Source organism: Novosphingobium malaysiense (genome assembly GCF_000802225.1).
GTDB lineage: Bacteria > Pseudomonadota > Alphaproteobacteria > Sphingomonadales > Sphingomonadaceae > Novosphingobium > Novosphingobium malaysiense.
The window spans coordinates 130,941-152,761 of sequence record NZ_JTDI01000004.1; the positions used below are offsets into that span (position 1 = coordinate 130,941).

At 65.7% G+C, this 21,821-nt stretch carries 16 protein-coding genes; 6 read left to right on the forward strand and 10 right to left on the reverse strand.

Annotation, left to right across the window (positions count from 1 at the left end):
* Positions 1 to 3,369 carry a transglutaminase family protein gene (locus tag LK12_RS14940; protein ID WP_039286095.1) on the reverse strand — a complete coding sequence of 1,123 codons (3,369 nt, stop codon included), beginning with the start codon at positions 3,367 to 3,369 and terminating at the stop codon, positions 1 to 3.
* A 133-nt stretch (positions 3,370 to 3,502) separates the two neighbouring features.
* Here LK12_RS14940 and LK12_RS14945 point away from each other — a divergent pair, with 133 nt between their 5' ends.
* Together LK12_RS14945 and LK12_RS14950 are read left to right on the forward strand one after the other, a co-directional pair.
* Positions 3,503 to 5,698, forward strand: a complete 2,196-nt coding sequence (locus tag LK12_RS14945) for an RNA degradosome polyphosphate kinase (protein ID WP_407938167.1) — start codon at positions 3,503 to 3,505, stop codon at positions 5,696 to 5,698.
* Positions 5,699 to 5,752: 54 nt separating this feature from the next.
* On the forward strand, positions 5,753 to 7,234 hold the full coding sequence (locus LK12_RS14950; protein ID WP_039285732.1) for a Ppx/GppA family phosphatase: 1,482 nt from the start codon (positions 5,753 to 5,755) through the stop codon (positions 7,232 to 7,234).
* A 62-nt stretch (positions 7,235 to 7,296) separates the two neighbouring features.
* Here LK12_RS14950 and virB11 read toward each other — a convergent pair whose 3' ends face one another.
* The 8 genes from virB11 to LK12_RS14990 all read right to left on the reverse strand — a co-directional run bounded on the left by virB11 (position 7,297) and on the right by LK12_RS14990 (position 15,214).
* The gene (gene virB11, locus LK12_RS14955; protein WP_039285734.1) at positions 7,297 to 8,343 is read right to left on the reverse strand and encodes a P-type DNA transfer ATPase VirB11; all 1,047 of its coding nucleotides are present in this window, start codon (positions 8,341 to 8,343) and stop codon (positions 7,297 to 7,299) included.
* 6 nt (positions 8,344 to 8,349) lie between these two features.
* Positions 8,350 to 9,438, reverse strand: coding sequence for a TrbI/VirB10 family protein (locus LK12_RS14960; protein ID WP_039285736.1), 1,089 nt, complete (start codon positions 9,436 to 9,438; stop codon positions 8,350 to 8,352).
* 3 nt (positions 9,439 to 9,441) lie between these two features.
* On the reverse strand, positions 9,442 to 10,293 hold the full coding sequence (locus LK12_RS14965) for a TrbG/VirB9 family P-type conjugative transfer protein (RefSeq protein WP_039285738.1): 852 nt from the start codon (positions 10,291 to 10,293) through the stop codon (positions 9,442 to 9,444).
* Complete coding sequence (locus LK12_RS14970; RefSeq protein ID WP_039285740.1) at positions 10,290 to 11,516, reverse strand: type IV secretion system protein; 1,227 nt, start codon at positions 11,514 to 11,516, stop codon at positions 10,290 to 10,292. Before LK12_RS14970 ends, LK12_RS14965 begins: the two co-directional genes overlap by 4 nt.
* A 5-nt stretch (positions 11,517 to 11,521) precedes the next feature.
* Positions 11,522 to 13,942 (reverse strand): VirB4 family type IV secretion/conjugal transfer ATPase, encoded by a 2,421-nt coding sequence (locus LK12_RS14975; protein WP_039285743.1) that lies wholly within the window; start codon positions 13,940 to 13,942, stop codon positions 11,522 to 11,524.
* A gap of 23 nt (positions 13,943 to 13,965) precedes the next feature.
* Positions 13,966 to 14,247, reverse strand: coding sequence for a type IV secretion system protein VirB3 (locus LK12_RS14980; protein ID WP_039285746.1), 282 nt, complete (start codon positions 14,245 to 14,247; stop codon positions 13,966 to 13,968).
* Complete coding sequence (locus tag LK12_RS14985; RefSeq protein ID WP_197063540.1) at positions 14,247 to 14,591, reverse strand: TrbC/VirB2 family protein; 345 nt, start codon at positions 14,589 to 14,591, stop codon at positions 14,247 to 14,249. Before LK12_RS14985 ends, LK12_RS14980 begins: the two co-directional genes overlap by 1 nt.
* 245 nt (positions 14,592 to 14,836) lie before the next feature.
* Positions 14,837 to 15,214: a tetratricopeptide repeat protein gene (locus LK12_RS14990; RefSeq protein ID WP_039285748.1), complete on the reverse strand. Its 378-nt coding sequence runs from the start codon at positions 15,212 to 15,214 to the stop codon at positions 14,837 to 14,839.
* A 294-nt stretch (positions 15,215 to 15,508) separates the two neighbouring features.
* On the opposite strand from LK12_RS14990, the gene LK12_RS14995 reads away from it, so the two are divergent.
* The 4 genes from LK12_RS14995 (at position 15,509) to LK12_RS15010 (ending at position 21,053) form a co-directional block, all read left to right on the forward strand.
* Entirely contained in the window at positions 15,509 to 17,092 is a 1,584-nt protein-coding gene (locus LK12_RS14995) for a hypothetical protein (RefSeq protein WP_039285750.1), read from the forward strand.
* An 87-nt stretch (positions 17,093 to 17,179) separates the two neighbouring features.
* On the forward strand, positions 17,180 to 19,858 hold the full coding sequence (locus LK12_RS15000; protein ID WP_039285753.1) for a TonB-dependent receptor domain-containing protein: 2,679 nt from the start codon (positions 17,180 to 17,182) through the stop codon (positions 19,856 to 19,858).
* A gap of 126 nt (positions 19,859 to 19,984) precedes the next feature.
* Positions 19,985 to 20,557, forward strand: coding sequence for a TMEM165/GDT1 family protein (locus LK12_RS15005; protein WP_039285756.1), 573 nt, complete (start codon positions 19,985 to 19,987; stop codon positions 20,555 to 20,557).
* Positions 20,558 to 20,600: 43 nt separating this feature from the next.
* Entirely contained in the window at positions 20,601 to 21,053 is a 453-nt protein-coding gene (locus LK12_RS15010) for a YaiI/YqxD family protein (RefSeq protein WP_039285758.1), read from the forward strand.
* A gap of 9 nt (positions 21,054 to 21,062) precedes the next feature.
* Here the strand turns inward: LK12_RS15010 and LK12_RS15015 are convergent, their stop codons facing one another.
* On the reverse strand, positions 21,063 to 21,737 hold the full coding sequence (locus LK12_RS15015; protein WP_039285759.1) for a response regulator transcription factor: 675 nt from the start codon (positions 21,735 to 21,737) through the stop codon (positions 21,063 to 21,065).
* Between the last annotated feature and the right edge of the window lie 84 nt (positions 21,738 to 21,821).

A 21,821-nucleotide genomic window follows, 5' to 3' on the forward strand; every position in this document is an offset into this window, starting at 1 on the left:
TCACATCAGGCCCGAGGGACGCCGCAAGTCAAGCGTGTAGGGGAATTCGCCGGCAAGCTCCTCGGGCGGCACCGGCAGCGGGCCGGGCGAATGGCCATAGTCCTGGAAACGCGCCTTGCGCCGCGCCTCCGCCTCGTAGTCGTTCACCGGGACGGTGTCGTAATTGCGTCCGCCCGGATGCGCGACCTGATAGACGCAGCCGCCCAGCGACCGGTTGTTCCACAGGTCGAAAATGTCGAACGTCAGCGGTGCATGCGGCGGCATCATCGGGTGGAGGCATTCGGCCGGTGCCCATGCCTTGTAGCGCACGCCGCCCACGCCCTCGCCCGGAGCGGTCATGGTCAGCGGCACCCGGCGGCCGTTGCAGGTGATGACGTGGCGCCCCTTCACGAGGCCGGTCGCCCGGACCTGCAGGCGTTCGGTCGAACTGTCGACATAGCGCACGGTGCCGCCGATCGCGCCGGTTTCGCCCAGCACGTTCCAGGGTTCGAGCGCGTGGCTGATTTCCAGCGACACACCGCCGCCTTCCACCTCGCCGTGGACCGGAAAGCGGAACATGCGCTGCGCCTCGAACCAGTTGGGGTCGAAATCGTAGCCGGCGCGGCGCAGGTCATCGAGCACGTCGAGGAAATCGGTCCAGACGAAATGCCCGAGCATGAACTTGTCATGCAACTGCGTGCCCCAGCGCACCAGCGCCCCGTCCTGAGGTTCCTTCCAGAACCACGCAGTCAGGGCGCGCAGGAGCAATTGCTGGGCGAGGCTCATCTTGCCGTCGGGCGGCATCTCGAAACCGCGGAACTCGACAAGGCCGAGGCGGCCGGTCGGTCCATCGGGACTGAACAGCTTGTCGATGCAGATCTCGGTGCGGTGGGTATTGCCGGTCACGTCCACCAGCAGGTTGCGGAACAACCTGTCCACCACCCAGGGCGCGGGTTGCTCGGCCTGCGGTCCGGGAACTTGCGACAGTGCGACTTCGAGTTCGTAGAGCGCATCGTGGCGCGCCTCGTCGATGCGCGGTGCCTGGCTGGTCGGTCCGATGAACAGGCCCGAGAACAGGTAGCTGAGCGAAGGATGCCGCTGCCAGTAGATGACGAAGCTCTTGAGCAGGTCGGGCCGGCGGATGAACGGACTGTCGAGCAGGCTTGGCCCGCCCAGCACGATGTGATTGCCGCCGCCGGTGCCGACCGAGCGCCCGTCGACCATGAACTTGTCGGCCGTCAGGCCCACCTCGCGCGCGCAGTCATAGAGCGTTTCGGTGATCTCCACCGTTTCACGCCAGGAGACGGAAGGATGGATGTTCACCTCGATCACCCCGGGATCGGGCGTGACCTTGAGAACGATCAGCCGGGGGTCGGGCGGCGGCGGATAGCCCTCGATGCGGATAGGCAGCTTCTGCTTTTCCGCCACGACCTCGATCGCCGCCACGAGCTCGAGATAATCCTCGAGCCGCTCGGTCGGCGGGATGAATACGGCAAGATAATCCCCGCGCGGTTCCACCGTTATCGCCGTGCGCACCGCGCCTTCGATAATTTCCTGCTCGACGACCGGCTCGCGAAACACCTGCGGTTCGGGGACATGTTCGAAACGTTGGCCGGCCAGCCCCTCGCGGGACTGGTTGCCGCGCTCGACCACCTGCTGGCGGAAATCGGTGAGCGGCCCCCGTTCCTCGGCCGTGTCGCGCGGATGAATATAGGGGTATTCCGATGGGGGAACGTGGGGCAGCGACCCCAGCGGCAGACGGTAGCCGAGCGCGGAATCGCCCGGAACCGCGGTCAGCATGCCCTTGCGCACGCGCCACTGTTCGCTGCGCCAGCGGGGAACCGGTTCCTGGCGCGCGTTCCATCGCTGCACGGGCAGGACGAAGCCCGCCGGCTTGTCGAGCCCGCGGCGGTATGTCCGCTTGAAGCGCCGCGCCAGTTCCTCGTCCTCGATGCGGGGGTCCAGCGGGGAGGCATTCACCGGCAGTTCGTGTTCGCGCTGCTTCCAAACGTCCGTGTCCTCGAACACGGGCTGCACGCAGTCGGGCGAAAGCCCCAGCCCCTCTGCGGCGGACGAGAGCAGCCGCGCCGCCTCGGAGACGTCGATGCTCGGTACCGGATCGGGGTCGCCGCCCTCCTCCAGCGGCTTTTCACCGGCGATCAGGCTGTCGTCGCGCCAGATCGGCACGCCGTCCTTGCGCCAGTAGATCGAATACCCCCAGCGCGGCAGCGTTTCGCCCGGATACCACTTGCCCTGCCCGTGGTGGAGCAGCGAACCGGGGGCAAACTTGCTGCGCAGGAGACGGATCAGCTCGTCGGCATAGGCCGCCTTGGTGGGGCCCACCGCCTCGCCGTTCCACTCGGGCGCCTCGAAATCGCTGGCGGCAATGAACGTGGGCTCCCCGCCCATTGTCAGGTTTACCCCGTTGGCATCGAGATCGGCATCGACCTTGTCGCCGAGGTCGAGCAGCGCATTCCAGCGATCGTCGGTGAACGGCTTGGTGATCCGCACGGCCTCGGCAATGCGCGATACGTCCATCTCGAAATGGAAATCGACCTCGGCCGGCTCGGCCATCCCCTCGATCGGCGTGGCCGAGCGGTAGTGCGGGGTGGCGCAGAGCGGGATATGCCCCTCGCCCGCGAACATGCCCGAAGTCGCGTCGAGCGCGATCCAGCCCGCACCCGGGACATAGGCCTCGGCCCATGCATGCAGGTCTGTCACATCCTCCTGGACGCCCTTGGGGCCTTCCTTGGGCGTAACGTCGGCCACGAGCTGGATCGAGTAGCCGGAAACGAAGCGCGCGGCGAAGCCCAGCCGGCGCAGCAGTTGCACCAGAAGCCAGGCGGAATCGCGACACGAACCGATGCCCGCCTGCAGCGTTTGCTCCGGCGTCATCACGCCGGGCTCCATGCGGATCACATAGTCGATGCGCTGCTGGAGCTGGCGGTTGATATCGACGAGGAAATCGACCGTGCGGCCTTCGTAGCCGGCATGGTGCGCAACCAATTCCTCGAACAGCGGGCCCTGGTCCTCGATCTCGAAATAGGCGGCGAGGTCCGCCTTCATCGCCTCGGTGTAGGCAAAGGGATATTCCTCCGCGTCCGGCTCCACGAAGAAGTCGAAGGGATTGATGACGGCCATTTCCGCCAGCAGGTCGACCTCGATCGAGAAGTGATCGACCGGATCGGGAAACACGACCCGCGCCAGCCAGTTGCCGTGCGGATCCTGCTGCCAGTTGAGGAAATGCTCGGGCGGGCTGATTTTGAGCGAATAGTTCGGCACGGCCGTGCGGCTGTGCGGAGCCGGCCGCAGCCGGATCACCTGGGGGCCGAGCTTGATGCGCCGCGAGTAGCTGTAGCGCGTGAGATGGTGCAGAGCCGCTTTGATCATCGAAGCGATGATGCGCCAAACAATGCTGCGCTGCAACGATGTTCACTTTGCATCACAGGGAAATTCGCTAGATTTCTTACTGTCGCACGCGATTGCCGCCAAACCGTCATCGTGGCATGCAAGGAGCCACCAAGTGAAAACCGAGAACATGCTGGATATTCGCGACGACTCGAGTGACGACGAATTCTGCGAGACATCGCAGCTTGCCGCCCTGCCCAACCGCTATTTCAACCGCGAACTGAGCTGGCTGGCCTTCAACGAGCGCGTTCTCGCCGAGGCGACCAATCCCAACTACCCGCTGTTCGAGCGGCTGCGCTTCCTCTCGATTTCCGGCAGCAACATCGACGAGTTCCTGATGGTCCGCGTCGCGGGCCTGGCCGGGCAGGTTCGCCGCCAGATCGAGGAAAGCTCGATCGACGGCATGACGCCGTCGCAAACGCTGACCGCCACGCATGAAAAGGTCCTGGCGCTCGAGGAAGTTCAGCAGACGATCTGGAGCGGCCTCAAGAGCGAACTCATCGAGCAGGGTATCACCGTGGTCGGCGACCAGAAGCTCGATTCCTCGCGCGAACGCTGGCTCAAGGACTACTTTGCCGAGCACATCATGCCGGTGATCACGCCGCAGGCCATCGACCCGGCCCATCCCTTTCCCTTCGTTGCCAACCAGGGGATCGGCATCATCTTCTCGCTGACCCGCACAGCCGACGATGCGCAGGTGATGGAAATGGTCCTGATCCCGACGCCGCTGCCGCGCTTCATCCGCATCCCCGGCGAGGACGCGGCCTGGATTTCCATCGAGGACCTGATCTGCCGCCACGCAGTGCAGCTCTTTCCCGGCTTCCGCATCAACGGCCATGGCGTTTTCCGTGTCCTGCGCGACAGCGACCTCGAGATCGAGGAAGATGCCGAGGATCTGGTCCGCTACTTCCGCACCGCGATCCAGCGTCGCCGCCGCGGGCTCGTGATCGTTCTGCAACTGCAGGGCAAGTTCGATCCGGCGGCCGAGGAACTGCTACGCACCCAGCTCGGGCTCGACCGGGCGCTGGTGATGAAGACCGACGGGATCATCGGCTTTTCCGGGCTCTCCGCGATCTGCGACGAGGACCGCCCGGAACTGAAGTTCGAACCCTATTCCCCGCGCTATCCCGAGCGCATCCTCGAACACGACGGCGACATCTTCGCGGCGATCCGCGAAAAGGACATCGTCATCCAGCACCCCTACGAGAGCTTCGAGGTGGTGATCGATTTCCTGCGGCAGGCCGCACGCGATCCGGACGTGATCGCGATCAAGCAGACGCTCTACCGCGCCGGCAAGCAGTCGGGCATCATCAATGCCCTCATTACCGCCGCCGAAGCCGGAAAGTCGGTCACGGCCGTGGTCGAACTCAAGGCCCGCTTCGACGAGGAGCAGAACCTGCTCTGGGCCAGTCAGCTCGAAAGGGCGGGCGTGCAGGTCATCTACGGCTTCGTCGACTGGAAGACCCACGCCAAGGTCTCGATGGTCGTGCGCCGCGAAGGCGACAGCGATGCCGGCGGGTATCGCACGTACTGCCACTTCGGAACCGGCAACTATCATCCGGTAACCGCGCGCATCTATACCGACCTGTCCTACTTCACGGCCGATCCCGCGGCGGGGCGCGATGCCGGCCGCCTGTTCAATTTCATCACCGGCTATGTCGAACCCAAGCGCACCGAACTGCTTTCGATCTCGCCGATCTCGCTGCGCTCGAAGCTTTACGAGTTGATCGACACGGAAATCGCCAATGCCAAGGCAGGCAAGCCGGCCGCGATCTGGGCCAAGATGAATTCGCTGACCGACCCCGAACTGATCGACCGTCTCTATGCCGCCAGCCAGGAAGGCGTGGACATCGACCTCGTCGTGCGCGGCATCTGCTGCCTGCGCCCCGGCATCGCCGGCCTTTCGGAAAACATCGCCGTGAAGTCCGTCATCGGCCGTTTCCTGGAGCACTGCCGGATCTGGGCGTTCGCCAACGGTGCCCACCTGCCCAACCGCCGCGCCAAGGTGTTCATCACCTCCGCCGACGGCATGAGCCGCAATCTCGACCGGCGGGTCGAGACCATGATACCCATGCGCAACAAGACCGTCCACGATCAGGTGCTGGGCCAGGTCATGCTGGCCAACCTGCTCGATACCGAACAGAGCTGGCTGCTCAATCCCGACGGCACCTACAATCGGGTCGGCACGGTCGATAAGCCTTTCAACCTGCACCGCTATTTCATGACCAACCCCTCCCTGTCCGGTCGCGGTGCGGCAATTGCCAGTGGACGAAAGGTGCCAAAGCTCTCGCTAAGGCGCGGCTATATCTGACATAGGGGCGACAGGCGGCTCGGAACATCGGGCGCAGTGATTCGTCTGGATTGAATGATCGGCATCAGCCACTCGACCAGGAAGCGCGCCATAATCGACATCGGGTCGAACACGGTGCGATTGGTGGTCTACAACGGCCCGCCCCGCGCGCCGGTGGTCATCCTCAATGAAAAGGTCAACGCGCGCCTCGGCAAGGACCTCGGCCGTACCGGCGCGATTTCAGACAAGTCGATGCGCACCGCGCTTTCGGCCCTCGCCCGCTTTGCCGAACTGCTGAAACTGCTCGAAGTCGACACGGTCGAATGCGTTGCCACTGCCGCCGCGCGCGACGCCAGCAACGGCCCCGAATTCCTCGATGCGGTACGTGGATTCGGTCTGTCTCCACGCCTGCTCTCGGGCGAGGAGGAGGCGCGTGCCAGCGCAATGGGCGTGATCGCGGCCTTTCCCGGCGCCCACGGCGTCGTTGCCGATCTGGGCGGCGGCAGTCTCGAACTCGTCGAAGTCGACCGCGGCACCAGCGGCAGCGGCATCACCCTGCCTTTCGGCACCCTGCGGCTGAGCGACCTGCGCGCCGGCGGCGCCGCGAAGTTCGCCGCAACGGTTCGCGAGGGGCTGGAGCGGGTTGCCTGGCACAAGGGCGGCGACCTGCCGCTGTACATCGTCGGCGGCTCCTGGCGTGCCCTCGCGCTTCAGGCGATGCGCGTGCTCGACTGGCCGGTGGACGATCCGCACGGTTTCGAACTCACCGGAGAGGAAGCCCTGCGGATCGCCCGCCTGTTCGCCAAGGGCAAGATCGACAATCCCGATCCGCGCATATCCAATTCACGTCTGGGTACGCTGCCCGATGCCGCCGCCCTGATGGCCGAAGTGGTTACCCAGCTGCGCCCGTCGCGCCTGGTATTCTCCTCGTGGGGACTTCGCGAAGGTCTGCTCCATGCGCAGCTCGAGCCGGAAGTGCAGGCGCAGGACCCGATGCTCGCCAGCATTGCCGGCTTCACTCTCGGAGCGCGGGTGACCGCGACGGACGCCCTGGCCGTCTGCGATTGGACGGCCGCCGTGTGCCAGGAGGATCCCGACGAGGGCAAATTGCGGCAGGCCTCAACGCTGCTGGCGCTTGCCGCCATGCGTACCGAACCCAACCTGCGCACCGAGGAAGCGATGACCTGGGCGCTACGCAAGCGCTGGATCGGCCTGGACATGCACGGGCGCGGAATGATGGCGATGACGATCTTCGCCAACTCGGGTCTGACGACCGTGCCGGAACAGTTCTCCCGCCTTGCCGAGCAGAAGGACCTCGACCGCGCCATCGCCTGGGGCCTTGCGGTACGCCTGTGCCGCCGTCTGCACGGTGGCAGTCCGAAGCCGCTGGCGTGGACGTCGCTGCGCCGCGACGACACGCAGCTGACGCTGAACCTGTCGCCCCCGGCCCTGCCGCTGTTCGCCAACAGCACGACAAAGGACCTCAGGGTGCTGGCCGACTGGCTGGGCCTGGAGTGGTGCGTGCGCACCGAAAGCGACGTGCTCGCCGAGGGGTGAACCTCCCCGCTCCGCCCCGTTGCAGGACGGGCGGTGCTTGCATTGAAACCTTGCCGAAGCGCTCAGACCAGCGTCTGGCTTTCCGCGATCTGGCTGATGCCGCGCTTGCCGTCCTGACGATCGAGCTGGACGACGATGTCGATGACGGAAGCGGCGTACTCGAGGGTCTCGGCACGCGTCAGGCCGATTCCCGTCTGCATCGCCATCAGCCCGATCTGCTCCAAGGCACCGCGCGGGGTATTCGCATGGACGGTGGAGAACGAACCGGGGTGGCCGGTGTTGATCGCGCGCAGGAAGGAAACGGTCTCGTTGCCGCGCAGCTCGCCCAGGACAATGCGGTCGGGGCGCAGGCGCAGCGCGGCCTGCAGCAGGTCGTTCGCGGAAACCTTGGCCTCGCCCAGTTCGCCCTTCACCGCGATCAGGCCCACGCCATTGGCGCCCGGCAGGCGCAGTTCGGCGGTGTCCTCCACCAGCACCACGCGCTCCTGCTCGGGGATCTCGGAAAGCATGGCGTTGAGGAAGGTGGTCTTGCCGGTCGAGGTGCCGCCGGAGATCAGGATCGTGCGGCGGCGGCGGATGGCATCGCGCAGGAAGGCGATGGGCTCGGCCATGGCATCGGGGGCCGGCTCCTCGCGCGGGGGTGTGATCGGGCCGCGGTCGTAGGCATCGAGCGGCAGTTCGAGCAGACGGTGGCGGCGGATCGCCATGGCCCAGTTGGCGCGTGTCGCCGGCGGACCGACAAGCTGGATACGGGCGCCGGACTGCCCTGCCCCATAGGCCGGCAAAGTGGCCGATAGCAGCGGGTGCTCGCGGTTGATGCCCTGGTGGCTGATGCGCGCCACCTGCTCGGCCAGGCGCTGCAGCAGCCGGTTGTCCATCTCCGGCAGGGCAATGCGCTGCATGCCCGGATGCGCGGCATCCTCGACCCAGACCTCCCCTGGGCGGTTGACCAGGATCTCGGTGACCGTCTCGCGGTCGAGCCAGGGCCGCAGCGGCGCGAGATAGGCATCGAGATAGACGCTGCGCTGCACTTCCGGGGAAGGCGTTGTGTCAGACATCGCTGCGCCACCGGCGGCGCGTTCCGGCTGCAAGGGAAGGACTTCCGCCATGGCTGATCACTGGACCTTGCTGAAGTCGAGGTCCTTGGCGGTGAACACGCGGATCGGCTCGCCCTGACGCACACGGATCGTGGGGCCGACATTGGCGCTGTTCTGTACCGCCGCCGCCGCGGCCGACTGGCCGCCGCCGATCACCACGTTGGCGCCGCTGGAAACCAGCGAGGAAAGCCCGCCCACGACCGAAAGCAGCATCGCGGAACCGAAGCGCTCGAAGAAGTGGCTCTTGACCTTGCCCGGCAGGCCGGTCTCGCCGCCGAAGGCGATCGCCGGCGAACCGAGATTCACCGAAACGCCGTCCGGACGGATCAGGCGGGTCCAGATCACGTAGGCGCGCTTCTGTCCGGCAGACAGGCCGCTCTTGTACTGGCCGATGAGGCGCGAGGAGCGCGGGACGAGCACGTTCTTGCCGTCGAAGCTGCGCACGTCGGTGGAGACGATGGCGCGCACGTAGCCGGGCACGTCGGTATCGATCGCGGTTTCCAGAACCGCCGGGATCAGCGTGCCCTGCGTCACCGTGGTCGCGGGATCGAACGAACTGGCCGCCGTCGCGGTCGAGCCGGTACCCGAAAGGCGCGCGGCGAAGTCCTCGTTGGCATTGCCGCTGCTCTTGAAGCCTTCTCCGGCGGGACCGACGTCAGGCGCCGCGCCGTTCGCGCCGGCATCGAAGACAACCGTGGGGCTGGCGTAGGGATTGGACTGGGGCGCATTGGCCGGGTTCTGGGTCGGCTCCGCTGACAGAACCGGCGCCGGAGCCGGCGCAGGCAGTGCCGCGGGGCGCGGTTCAGGCTTGGGCGCAGGCGCGATGGCAGCCGGCGCCGCCCCGGGCTGCGGCACGGCAGGCTGCGGCGCGGCATCGCCGGCAGGAGCGTTGCGGGCCGAGTTCATCGTCAACAGGGTAAGCCCGCCCAGCGCCCCGACGATCAGGATGCCGGCGGCCAGGCCAAGGCCATCGCCCTTCTTGCGCTGCGAGACCTGCGGCAGGACATTGCGCGTGGCGAGATCGATAACTTGTGCACCGTCGCCCTCGCGCGGATCGGTGCTGCCTTCGGGCGTGAGGCGTTCACGCAGGGACGAATTGGGCGCCATGGATCAGTTCCCCCCGTTCGCGGCAGCAGGCGCAGCCGCAGGATTGGTCGTGTTCGCGGCCATCGCCGCCGATGTGTGGACACGCTCGGGCTGGGTGTTTTCCAGCTCGGCACTGGCCTTGCCGGAGCGCAGGATGATCTTCTTCGGCACGTCGGAGATGACGATGGTCGATCCGCGCACGGCATAGTTGACCGGCCCTTCCTCGCCCTTCTCGTTCTCGATCAGGATCGCCGGGACGGAGGCCTTTTCCGGCCAGAGCAGATAGGTCGCATCGCCGTCGTCATAGACACGCGCGGGCAGCAGCTTGTCCGAACCGGTACGCTTCCAGGCAAAGTTGAGGCTCGCCGGATCGGCCGGCGCGGCGACGGGATCGCCGGTGGCCAGGGCCTGTTCCATGGGGTTGAGAGCGGCCAGCGCCGCTCCCGCGGCCGGAGCGGCGGGCGGCTCGTCCTTGTAGGTGAAGCGCAACATGTACAGCGGCTTCGTCCTGGGCGAGGCAACGAGGTCGAAGAAATAGGTGTGGCGGTCCGTCACCACCGTCATGTTGGTGCGCGCGGTCGCTTCCAGCGGCTTCACGAACAGCAGGTCGGCGCGCTTGTTGGGCGTGATCTGCCAGGCCTGCGAATCGCCGACGGCCACGTTCTCGATCGATTCCCCGTCGCCGAACACGATGGCGGCCTGAATGCCGGCCTTGCCATCGATCCGCACGACTTCGCTGTCGTTGTAGGCATGCTGGACAAGGCGATCGTCGCCCGGCTTGGCGCCTTCGGCATGAGCCGGCGCGGCAACGCCGGCCAGCAGCATGGGGGCCAGAAGCGGCGTCAGGGCGCGCAGCCGGTTCGGCTTGCGAGTCATCGTGTCTTCTCCTTGACCGGCAGCCTGCCGGCATCGTTCGAGGCGCTGCGGAACCGGCTGCCGATCCCGCGCGTGCGCGCTGCATTGTCTCCCGAGCGCAACGGTTCGATCCCGCCGCCGCTCACCTGGGTAATTACCGTGCGCCGTTCACTGGCGCGCGCGCCCGAGCCGCCGTCGTGCTGCGGCACCTCGGCCATCGCCGAAGCGCCTGCTGTCGCGATGCCTGAAGCACGCGCCTGATGAGCCGGCGCGGCATAGGCCTGCGCCGGCAAGGCCGCTGCCGGAGCGGCGGACTGGCCGCCACGCGACCCCTGCTCGCGCTCCTCGCCGGCAAGGCCGAATACCCGCCAGCCCGCTGCCATCGTCGCCGCGACCTTGACGACCATGATCATCAGCGCGACGTGGACCGCCGCCACCAGAAAGAACGCCATGGCCGCGCGCCCGTCCAGTTCGCCCATGTTGGCGCTCTGCACGAGACCGGAAATGATCGGCACCAGCAGTTCCAGCGTGATGCCGCCGCCCAGAACCACGAAAAGCGGGGTAATCGCCGTCAGTGCCAGGCCGCGCAGCCAACCGGCCGTGAGCCCGCGCGTGCCGTTGAACAGGGCCAGAACCACGAAGACCGGCCCCACCGCCAGCAGCACCGCCAGGGCAATGCGCGCCGTCAGCAGGACACCCACCGTGCCCAGCAAGAGTAGTAGCGCGCCCATCCACATGATGGTTTCGGGCGTAAGCATTCCCGCGCCGGCAGCCGCAGCCGCCTGCTCGTTGCCGCCACCGCCTTGCGCGGCGCCATTGGTCGCAATGTCCGAAATCGCGGCGAAAACGATGTCTATACGGTCGCCGAAGATCGTCGTCGCCGATCCCTTCACGCCCATCAGGATGCCCGCGATCCAGTCCGGCCCGCCAAGCGCAATGTTCCACACCACGCTCTGATAGGCGATCCAGCTCGTGGCGAAGGTCAGCACCACGCCGACGCGCAGCATGCGCGGGGTCAGCGCCGAGACACCCAGCGTCGAACGGCCGGTCAGCAGCGAATAGGCGAAGAAGGCGATGTAGAGCGTGAGCAGGATCGTCAGCACCGGCGCCATCGCGCCGCCTGCACCGAACAGCCGGCCGAAGGCACTGGCCGCCATCTCGTTGGCGACGCAATCGACAGCGCGCAACGCCGGGGCGACCCCGGCGGAAGCGACTTCGGTGAGTTGGTTGCAGGCGCTGGACATGACGCTTACTCGGCCGCCTGGATCCAGAGTTCGCCGTCTTCGGCGTCACCCGGCCACTGCATGCCGGTGAGGACCGGATACCAGGCCGAGGGCTCGTCGCCATAACGCTCGCGCAGGTGGTCGAGCTTGCGGACCGTGCTTTCGCGGCCCGAGAGGACCGTGAGCACTTCGGGCATGCCGGCAAGGTCGAGGCGGACCACGACCGAGGCGTCCGACTGGCGGATCAGGAAGCAGCGCGAATGCGCCGGCAGCGTGCGGATCACGTCGAGCTCGTGCTGCGTGAGGCCGAAGCCCTCGCAATAGTCCTCGTAGCGCGCGCGGGCATTGGGCATGAACAGCATCGTCGCGGTCTGTTCGACCAGCGCGGTGGCAATCTTGCTGTCGAGCGCATCGCGCGCCGACTGGGTGGCGAAGCCGACCAGCGCATTGCGCTTGCGCAGCGTCTTGAGCCAGTCGCGGATGCGCGCGGCGAAAACCTCGTCGTCGAGCGCCTTCCAGCCCTCGTCGATCAGGATCATCGTCGGTTCACCGTCGAGGCGCTCCTCGATGCGGTGGAACAGGTACATCATCACCGGGGTGCGCAGACGCGGGCTTTCGAGCAGCGCGGTCATGTCGAAGCCGAGCACGCGCTCGGAAAGGTCGAGCCGGTCCTGCTGGTTGTCGAACAGCCAGCCATGCTCGCCGCCTTCAATCCATGCGTCGAGTCGCGAAGCGAGGTCGCCCGGCTCGGGCCGGCGGGCGCCGGCCAGCAGCTCGCGGAAGTGCGAGAGCCGGCGCAGCGAGGGATCGTTGTGGTAGGCCGCGTCCACGGCATTGGCGAGCGTCGCCAGTTCCTCGGGGCCCTTGGCGTCGAGCAGCACGCCCAGCCAGTCGCGCAGGAAGGCACGGTTCGCGGCGGTATCCGGCAGGGCAAGGGGATTGAAGCCGGTCGGATGGCCCGCCGCGATGCGGCTGTAGGTGCCGCCGATCCCGCGCAGGAAGACTTCGGCGCCGCGGTCCTTGTCGAACAGGATCGTGCGCGGCGCGAACTTCTGCGCCTGTGCGGCGAGGAAGTTCATGACCACCGTCTTACCGGACCCCGACGGACCGATGACGGTGAAATTACCAAGGTCGCCCTGGTGGAAGTTGAAGAAGAACGGCGTCGAGCTGGTGGTGGACAGCAGCGTGACCGCATCGCCCCAGTGGTTGCCGCTTGCCTGCCCCATGGCAAAGCCGTGCAGGCTGCCGAAACAGGCCATGTTCGCGCTCGAAATCAGCGCCCGGCGCACCAGGAAACTCTCGTTGCCGGGCATCTGGCCCCAGAACGCGGGCTCCAGGTTCACATCCTCGCGCACTGCAACGGCACCGGCATCGGCCAAAGCGGCGGCGCAGGAGGCCGTCACTTCGTCGAGCGCTTCCAGCGAATCGGCGCGAACCAGCACCGAGAGGTGATGATCGCCGAAAGCGACCGCCCCGGTGCCCAGCGAATCGCGCGCCGAAGTCATTTCGCGGCGTTCCGCCACGGCTTCCTCGTCCGCCGAGCGCAGGCGCCGGATAGCGAGATCGATGCGTTCGCGCGCGATCTGTCGATCGCAAGGCGCATAGGTCTCGGTCAGCACCAGTTCGCAGGGCAGGCGCAGCAGGGCATCGGTGAGGCCCGGTGCAGTCGAATCGGGATAGTCCTTCAGGCTCACGATCGAGCCGACGCTCCCCCGGCCATTGGCGCCGCGCAGTTCCAGCGCGTCCATGCCGAAATTGACCCGGCGATAGGGCAGCATGTGGCCGATGTCCGTGCCTTCGGACGGGCGGCGCACCGGGCGCATTTCGCCATTGTAGAGCGCGCTCAGCAGTTCGAGCACTTCCGAGCAGGGACCGGCCTGACCCTCGTATTCGCCCAGAAGCCGCGCGCCGTAGGCACCGAGCGAGGCGACCATGGCATTGGCGGCGGCGCGCAGTGCGCGCACGTCGGCAGGATCGGCCTCGACCGGGGCATTGCCCTTGTTCTTCATCAGGCGCGAGAGCTTGTCCGCCCACCCCGCCTTGCCGCGCGCCGGGCGGCGCACCAGGGTGATGAACTGGTCGTTGACGAAGAGCGCCCCCGAACCGGTACGGGCCCGCCAGCGCGAATCGATGTGACCGGCGAGCGGATCCTCGAAATGGCCGTCGAGCTCGATCTCCACCCGGCGGCGGATCACGTGGTGGTACATCACGAAGCGCGCATCGAGCGTCGAGCGCAGCAGCACTTCGCGCGTGGCCACGTGGGCATTGAGCTCGTCGGTGTCGGCGGTCTCGAACGCGAGCCCCGGCACCATCAGCGAGAGCATCACCGAGCCGTCGCGCAGCAGCAGCACGTTCTCGTCGACCAGCGCCGAATAGGGCAGCCGGTCGCCGACAAGCACTTCCTTCGCTCCCCACCCCTTGAACGGCGATTTCTTGCTCGTGGCCATTATCGTCCTTCCCGCCCCAGCGCTCAGGGCGCGTAGCTGTTGCAGCCCCACCGCTGCCAGTTGGCGACGCGCGGGCACTTGCTGACTTTCGCGATCCACAGGTCGAACACCCGTGGTTCGCGCAGACATGCCATGTAGCCCACGCCGTGAATCGCCAGAGCCGCCGGAAGCGCCCAGAAGCTCTTGGTGATGAGGAATATTTCCGTCGTCACCGCCGCGTTGATTATGAAATAGCTGTATGTCACGCCCGCGAACATCTGCGGGCGGGTCAAAGCGCGGTGCACGGGAAAGCGTGCCAGCGCCATCAGCCGACGGCCGCCTGCTGGATACCCGAAACGATCGCGCCGGCGCCGAACAGGATGAACACGCCGATGATCACGGTGGCGCCGAAGCGCCAGTTCATCCGGCCCGTCAACATCATGAAACCGACGGCCGCCACGGCCATGACGGCCACTGCCGTCGCCACGTTGCCGAGCAGTGTCCCCTGCAGCCATCCCAGCGCGGCAACGATCGGGCCGCTACCGGCAGGATCGCGCGCAACTGCCTGAGCTTGCGCCAAGGTTGGAAAAAGTGCTGCAAAAACAGCGAGAAATACATTGAAGGCGCCGCCAATCCTGCGGCGCGAAATCTGAGCGTAACGAATCACCATGCCCTCCGTATGATCGCCACTTGCGCCATGGTAATGACAACTATGTGACGATAACACGGGCTAATTTACGCTCCGTTTATGGTTGAAAATTTTTTACGCGGCTCCCGGTGCAGGAAAAAGGCGCCGGTCCCGACCGGCGCCCTTCCCCCATCACGAGGCCTATTTCACTTTATTATATAGGCAGCGAACCGAAGCGCCCGAAACGCGATGCTTCGAACTCCAAGCGAAGCCAGTCCCCGGAAGGTTCAGCGCGAAGCCCGCGCCGTGGCCGTCAAAAGACGCTTCAGGGCGGTGCGCGCAGCGAGCCGCGAATCGACCCACGAGCCGTCGGCCAGTTCCAGGCTATAGCGGTCGTGGCTCGCGATGGCGGCACGGTAGGAGGCGATGGCCTTGTCCGTCCTGCCGGACGCGGCATAGGCCGAGCCGAGATTGATGAGGGCAGCAGGATCGCCCGCACTGACGGCGGAACTGACTTCCAGCTTGCGCAGCGCGGCATCGGGCTGGCCCTCGGACAGTTCCTGATAGGCGACATCGGGCGCCTTCTCGACGGCCGGCGTTTCCACTCCAAGCGAAAAGGCCGACTGACCAAGCAGCGCGGCGGTCATGAGGACTGAAAGGGACATTGCAACTCTCCCGTTTGCGATTATCGATTGCAGACCGAATATCCGCCACCGCAGGGCATTTCGCAACAAAATGACGCAAGTGTCATAAAACTGCAATTTAAGCGTGAAGGCCGCCTGCAACGGCGAGTCGGTGCGCGCCGATCGGCGCCTGTGACACGGCAGTCATATTTCGGTCGCATAAGTGAAGATTACTGTCACCGTATCGCCAACAAACTGTCACCCCCCCGGCCTAGATGCCGCTGTCAACGACGGCGGAGTCGCCGCCTCGTCCGACCAGAACACGGGGGAATCAACGTGAAGAAAATTTCCGGTCTGCTGCTTGTTGGCTGCAGTGCACTCGCTCTCGCCGGCTGTGGCGCTGACGACATCTCTTCGCCGGGCGCCGGCAGCATCACCATCAACAATCCGACTCCCACGCCGACTCCCACGCCGACCCCGACTTCCGGCGTCGTGACGCCGGCTGCCAGCTGTCCGTCCTTCAACGCCACCGGTGGCCTGACCGACAGCGGCACGATCACGGGCCCAGAAGGCGAATGGCGTGTCTGCACCCTGCCGTCGCTCGTGGACGTCAGCTCGAGCCTTCCGAAGGTTTCCGGCGTTCTCTATCGCCTCAACGGCCGCGTCGACGTGGGCTGCGACGGCGGCTTCTCGGCTCCGACCGCCGCAGCACCGTTCGCCACCACGACCGCGAGCTGCGGTGGCCGCTCGCTAACGGCCGATACCGACGTGACCCTCACGATCGATCCGGGCGTGATCGTCTACGGTGAAAACGGCGCCGAGCCGGCGTGGCTTGCCGTCAACCGCGGCAACAAGATCAACGCCGTCGGCACGGCCAGCCAGCCGATCATCTTCACCAGCCGCCAGAACGTCGTCGGGACCAACGACGACTCGTCGCAGGGCCAGTGGGGCGGCGTCGTCCTCATGGGCCGCGGCATCGTCACCGACTGCGCCTACGGCTCGACCGCTGCCGGCACCTGCGAGCGTGACACCGAAGGTTCGGCCAACCCGGCCATCTTCGGCGGCAACGACAACAGCTACAACGCCGGTACCATGAAGTACTTCCAGGTCCGCTACTCCGGCTTCGTGCTCGGTGCGAACTCGGAACTGCAGTCGCTGACCGCCGAGGGAATCGGCGACGGCACCACGCTGGAATACTTCCAGAGCGTCAACAGCTCGGACGACGGCGCCGAATTCTTCGGCGGCAAGGTCAAGTTCAAGCACTACATCGCCGTCAACGCAGACGACGACAGCATCGACCTCGACACCGGCCTGGAAGGCTACTTCCAGTACCTGCTGCTGCTGCAGCGCGACGGTGACGGCGACGCCCTGATGGAAATCGACTCGAACGGTGCCGAAAGCGACACCCCGCGTCAGAAGACCATCCTCGCCAACTTCACCGGCGTGCAGCCCTCGGACAACGCGAACAGCGACGATGCGGCTGTCCTGATCCGCGGCAACTCGGACATCACCTGGGCCAACGGCATCATCAACGTTCCCAACAACGAATGTCTGCGTCTCAACGGTTCGGGCACGGTCCCGGCCACCATCACCGCCGACTCGGTGGTCATGACCTGTAACTCGGCCATCTACCTCGGCACCGGCACATACACCGCCGCCGACACGGAGGCCCAGTTCACCGCAGGCACCAACAACGACGACACGTTCACCTCAACGCTGACCAGCACCTTTGTGAACGGCAGCAACGAGAGCGGCGTGCCGGCGTTCGATGCCAACACGCTGGACAGCTTCTTCGACACCACCGACTACATCGGTGCGGTGAAGGACGCTGCGGATACCTGGTACCGCGGCTGGACCTGCGACAACGCGACTGCCGATTTCGGTTCGGGCTCGGCCTGCACGGCCCTTCCCACGACCTGAGAAGGCCGCCCTTAATCAATATCGGAAGGGGCGGTCCATTCAGGCCGCCCCTTCATTGCATCCTAAATTGTTCCAGGGGGACGACAAATGACCAAGCCGCGGCTTGTATCGCTGCTGCTGCTTTCCACCGCCATGGCCATGCCTTCGGTCGCATGGGCGCAGGACAGCACCACGCAGAACGCCGATGCCTCTGCGCAGGACGCAGACCAGTACTCTGACGAAAGCGACGCCCCCGAGGTTTCTCTGCCGGGCGGCGAAATCATCGTCACGGGTCAACGCGACCGCAACATCCAGCAGTATGCGCCGCAGGTTCTTACGGTCCTGTCCACCGAGCAGATCGCTCGCACCGGCGAAGGCGACATCGCCGGCGCCCTTGGCCGCGTCACCGGCCTTTCGGTCGTCGGCAACGGCTACGTCTTCGTGCGCGGCCTCGGCGACCGCTACTCCCTCGCCCTGCTCAACGGATCGCCGCTGCCGAGCCCCGAACCGCTCAAGCGCGTCGTTCCTCTCGATCTCTTCCCGACGAGCATCGTGGCCTCCTCGCTGGTGCAGAAGAGCTACTCGGTGAACTTCCCCGGAGAATTCGGCGGTGGTGTGATCAACCTCACCACCAAGGCGATACCCGATGAGAGCTTCCTCAAGATCGGCGGTGGCGTCACCTGGGATACCGAGACCACCAACGAGCTCGGCTACACCTATTACGGCAGCAAGACCGACTGGACGGGCTACGACAACGGCAACCGCAACCTGCCGGTCGAGGTCAAGGACTACTTCAACAGCGGTACCATCCTGTCCGACGGTTCGAGCGACCTCGCGCGCGCTATCGGCGGCCAGCTGATCACCGGCCGTAACGCCGTTGTCCAGACCGAGAACAACCTGCCGATCAACTTCTCCGGCAATGTGTCAGCCGGCACGGCCTTCGACATGGGTGCTGCCCGCGTCGGCGTGATTGCCGCCGGTGGCTACTCCAACAAGTGGCAGACCCGCGACGTCATCCAGCAGCGTACGCTGGGCCTTGACCCGGACCAGCCGGACCGTGACTTCCGCTCGGTGATCACCAACCAGCGCATCGTCACCAACGCGCTGGTCGGCCTGGGCGTGGAGTGGGGCGAGAACCGCATTCGCTGGACCAACGTCTACATCCACGACACCCTGAAGCGCGCCGCCCTGAAAGTGGGCGAACAGGAAGGCAATACCAACATCAGCTACATGTATCAGGACACCTCCTGGTACGAACGGCAGCTGATGAACACGCAGCTCGTGGGCGAGTTCAAGCTCGATCCCGACACCGAGCTGAACGTGCGCGGCAGCTATGCGAACTCCAAGCGCGATGCGCCGTACGAGATCTCGCTGCTCTACTCGCGTCTCGGGTCGGGCGAGTATGGCGATCAGTACGTCAACTACCTCGACGGCGGACAGACCGGCGATGCCACGGTGGCCTTCTCCAAGCTGGACGAGGACGTATGGTCTGCCGGCATCGACCTGACCCACAAGTTCGGACTGAACTGGTCGGGCACGGTCGGCTATGCTTACCAGCTCAACGACCGGGTCAGCTCGCGCCGCAACTTCCAGTTCCGCGCCGAAGGCAGCAACGCCTACGTGGCGGCCTTCGGCCTGCTGCGCCCCGATGTGCTGTTTCAGCCGGGCACGTTCTACCTGAGCGATCCCAACGTGGTAAACCCGCCTGTCGACTACTCGATCCTCGTGACCGAAACCGACGTCACCAGCGCCAAGTTTGCCGCCAAGCTGAACAACCACGCCTGGTACGCCAAGCTTTCGGGCTCGCTGACCAATGCGCTCTCGATCGATCTGGGCGTCCGCTGGGAGTGGGCGAACGAAGAATCGCGGGTGGTCCCGATTGCCGACATCATCAACGCGATTCCCGACACCCGGTTGAAGAACGAGTACTTCCTGCCGGCCGTCACGCTCACCTACGAACTTGAGCCGGGCATGCAGGTCCGCCTGAACGCTTCGAAGACGATCGCACGTCCGCAGTTCCGCGAGCTGCTTTACCAGACGTTCTTCGATCCGGACGGCAACCGCACCTATCGCGGCAACCCGCTGCTGACGGACAGCCAGCTGTACAATGCGGAAGCCCGCTTCGAATGGTACTTCGCGCCCCAGCAGAAGCTGTCCATCGGCGGCTTCTTCAAGCGGCTCGACAACCCGATCGAATCCTTCCTGACCGGCAGCAACGTGCTCGTCACCAGCTTCGCCAACGCGCCCAAGGCGGACCTCTACGGCGCCGAACTCGAGCTGCAGAAGTATTTCGATCTGTTTGCCGACCGCCGGCTGCTCGTCGGTGCGAACTACACGTACACGAAGTCCAAGATCAAAGTCGGCCCGACCGACACGACCGAGGTCTACGGCGCTTCGGGTACGGCCCTGGCTTCCGACTACTTCCGCAACGGCGCGCCGCTCACCGGTCAGTCGGAGCATATCGCCAATATCCAGATCGGCCTCGAACAGCAGGGCGGCTTGTCGCAGCAGACGTTCCTGATCAACTACGCCAGCGAACGTGCGATCAGCCGCGGCCTCAGCGGTGTCGGCCAGCCCGACGTCGTCGAGAAGCCGGGCTTCACGCTCGACTTCGTGGCGCGGCAGGGCATCGAACTGGCCGGGACCGAACTCGAACTCAAGTTCGAGGCTCGCAACATCACCGGCCGCAAGCACGAAGAATACCAGCAGTTCGAGACCGGACGCATCGACGTCAACACCTACGACGTGGGCCGCATGTTCTCGCTCTCGGCTTCCGTTAACTTCTGATCCGTTCCTCACCGGGAGGCCCCTGCCCTCCCGACGGCACCTTTACAGCCCGGCTGCAGCAATGCGGTCGGGCTATTTTTTGGTGCTTTGCAGACGGTAGACGTTTCGCGTAGGCGCCCGATCACCATGGAAGCCCTCCTCACCTCCACCGCAGTCGTCGCGCTCGCCGAAATCGGCGACAAGACGCAGCTGCTCGCCATCGTTCTGGCCACGCGGTTCCGCCGCCCCTGGCCGATCATCGCCGGTATCCTCGTGGCGACCCTTGCCAACCACTACCTGGCGGCCCTGGTAGGCGAGCAGGCGGCATCGTTTCTCGACGGGCTGTGGTTCCGCTATCTCGTGGCCGCCAGCTTCATCGTGATGGCCGGATGGACCCTGATCCCCGACAGCTTCGACGAGGACGAGGAAGCCAAGCCCAGCCGCTTCGGGCCGTTCCTTGCGACGGCCATCGCCTTTTTCCTCGTCGAGATGGGCGACAAGACCCAGCTTGCCACCATTGCTCTCGGCGCCCGCTTCCAGAGCGTGATCCCGGTGATGACGGGCACGACTCTGGGCATGATGATCGCCAACGTGCCCGCCGTGTTCCTGGGGCACGAGATCATCAAGCGCGTGCCGCTCGCCACCGTGCGCGTGATCGCGGCGCTGCTGTTCCTTGCTATCGGCCTGTGGCTGCTGGCGCAGACCGCCGGGTGGATCTGATCGCGGGTTCGCCAAGTGCGCCCGGCCCCGCTATGGGGGCCGCATGATCCGAATACTCATCGATGCCGACGCCTGCCCTGTAAAGGACGAGATCTACAAGGTGGCCGCGCGCTACAAGGTGCCCGTGGTCGTCGTCAGCAACAGCGCCATGCGTATCCCGCGCGATCCGCTGGTCACGCGCAAGATCGTGAGCGACGCCTTCGATGCCGCGGACGACTGGATCGCGGATGAAGCCTCGCGGGCGAGCGTGGTGATCACCGCGGACATCCTGCTGGCGGACCGCTGCCTCAAGGCCGGCGCGACCGTGATCGCCCCGACCGGCAAGCCCTTCACCGAGGCATCCATCGGCGGCGCCATTGCCACGCGGGCGATCATGGCGGACCTGCGGGCGGGCGGCGATGTGGTCGGCGGGCCACCGCCGTTCAGCAAGGCCGACCGCTCGCGCTTCCTGTCGAGCCTCGACGATACGCTGGTGCGCTTGCGACGGCAGCTTTGAAGCGGGCTTTCAAACGGTGTCGAAGACGTATCCCAGCGAACGCACGGTACGCAGCGGATTGCCCGCCCCTGCAGTCTTGAGGGCGCGGCGCAGACGGCCGATCCATACGTCCACGGTACGTTCGTCCACGGGAGGCTCCTGCTTGCCGAGCGCGGCGATGAGCTGGGCACGGCTGAAGACGCGACCGGGATGCTCGATGAAATAGCGCAGGAGCCGCAGTTCATTGGGCATCAGCGGGATCGGCTTGCCGCGCCAACGCGCCTGGAAGGCGGCGACGTCGACGGCGAGTTCCCCGTGCTCCACGACACGCAGCCCGTTGCCTTCAGATTCACCGATATTGGCGCCCAGCACGCGATCGAGCAGGGCGTTGCGCGCCAGGGGGCCGACCATGTAGTCGTCCGCGCCCATGCGCAGCGCGCGCTTGCGGTCCTCGATGTTGTCTTCCTCGAGCACCATGGTGACATGGGCATGCGAGGTCAGCGGATCGGCGCGCAGGCGGCGGCACAGTTCGAGCCCGGACATCTCGGGCAGAACCCAGTCGATGAAGACCCACAGCGCGCCTTCGATCAGCGGCAGTTCGGAAAAGTCGGTCCAGCGGTGCAGGACGACGTCGAAATCGTCATGCCGGAAGGGCGCAAGCCCGCCGGAAAGCTCAGTAGCCAGCAATATGTCTATCCGCCGCATCGCCCCTGCCCGGTTGGTACGGCAGGCTGTCTGCCCTTCCAGTGTGACGAATAGGTGACATATCGGTGACGGGACTGTGAAAGT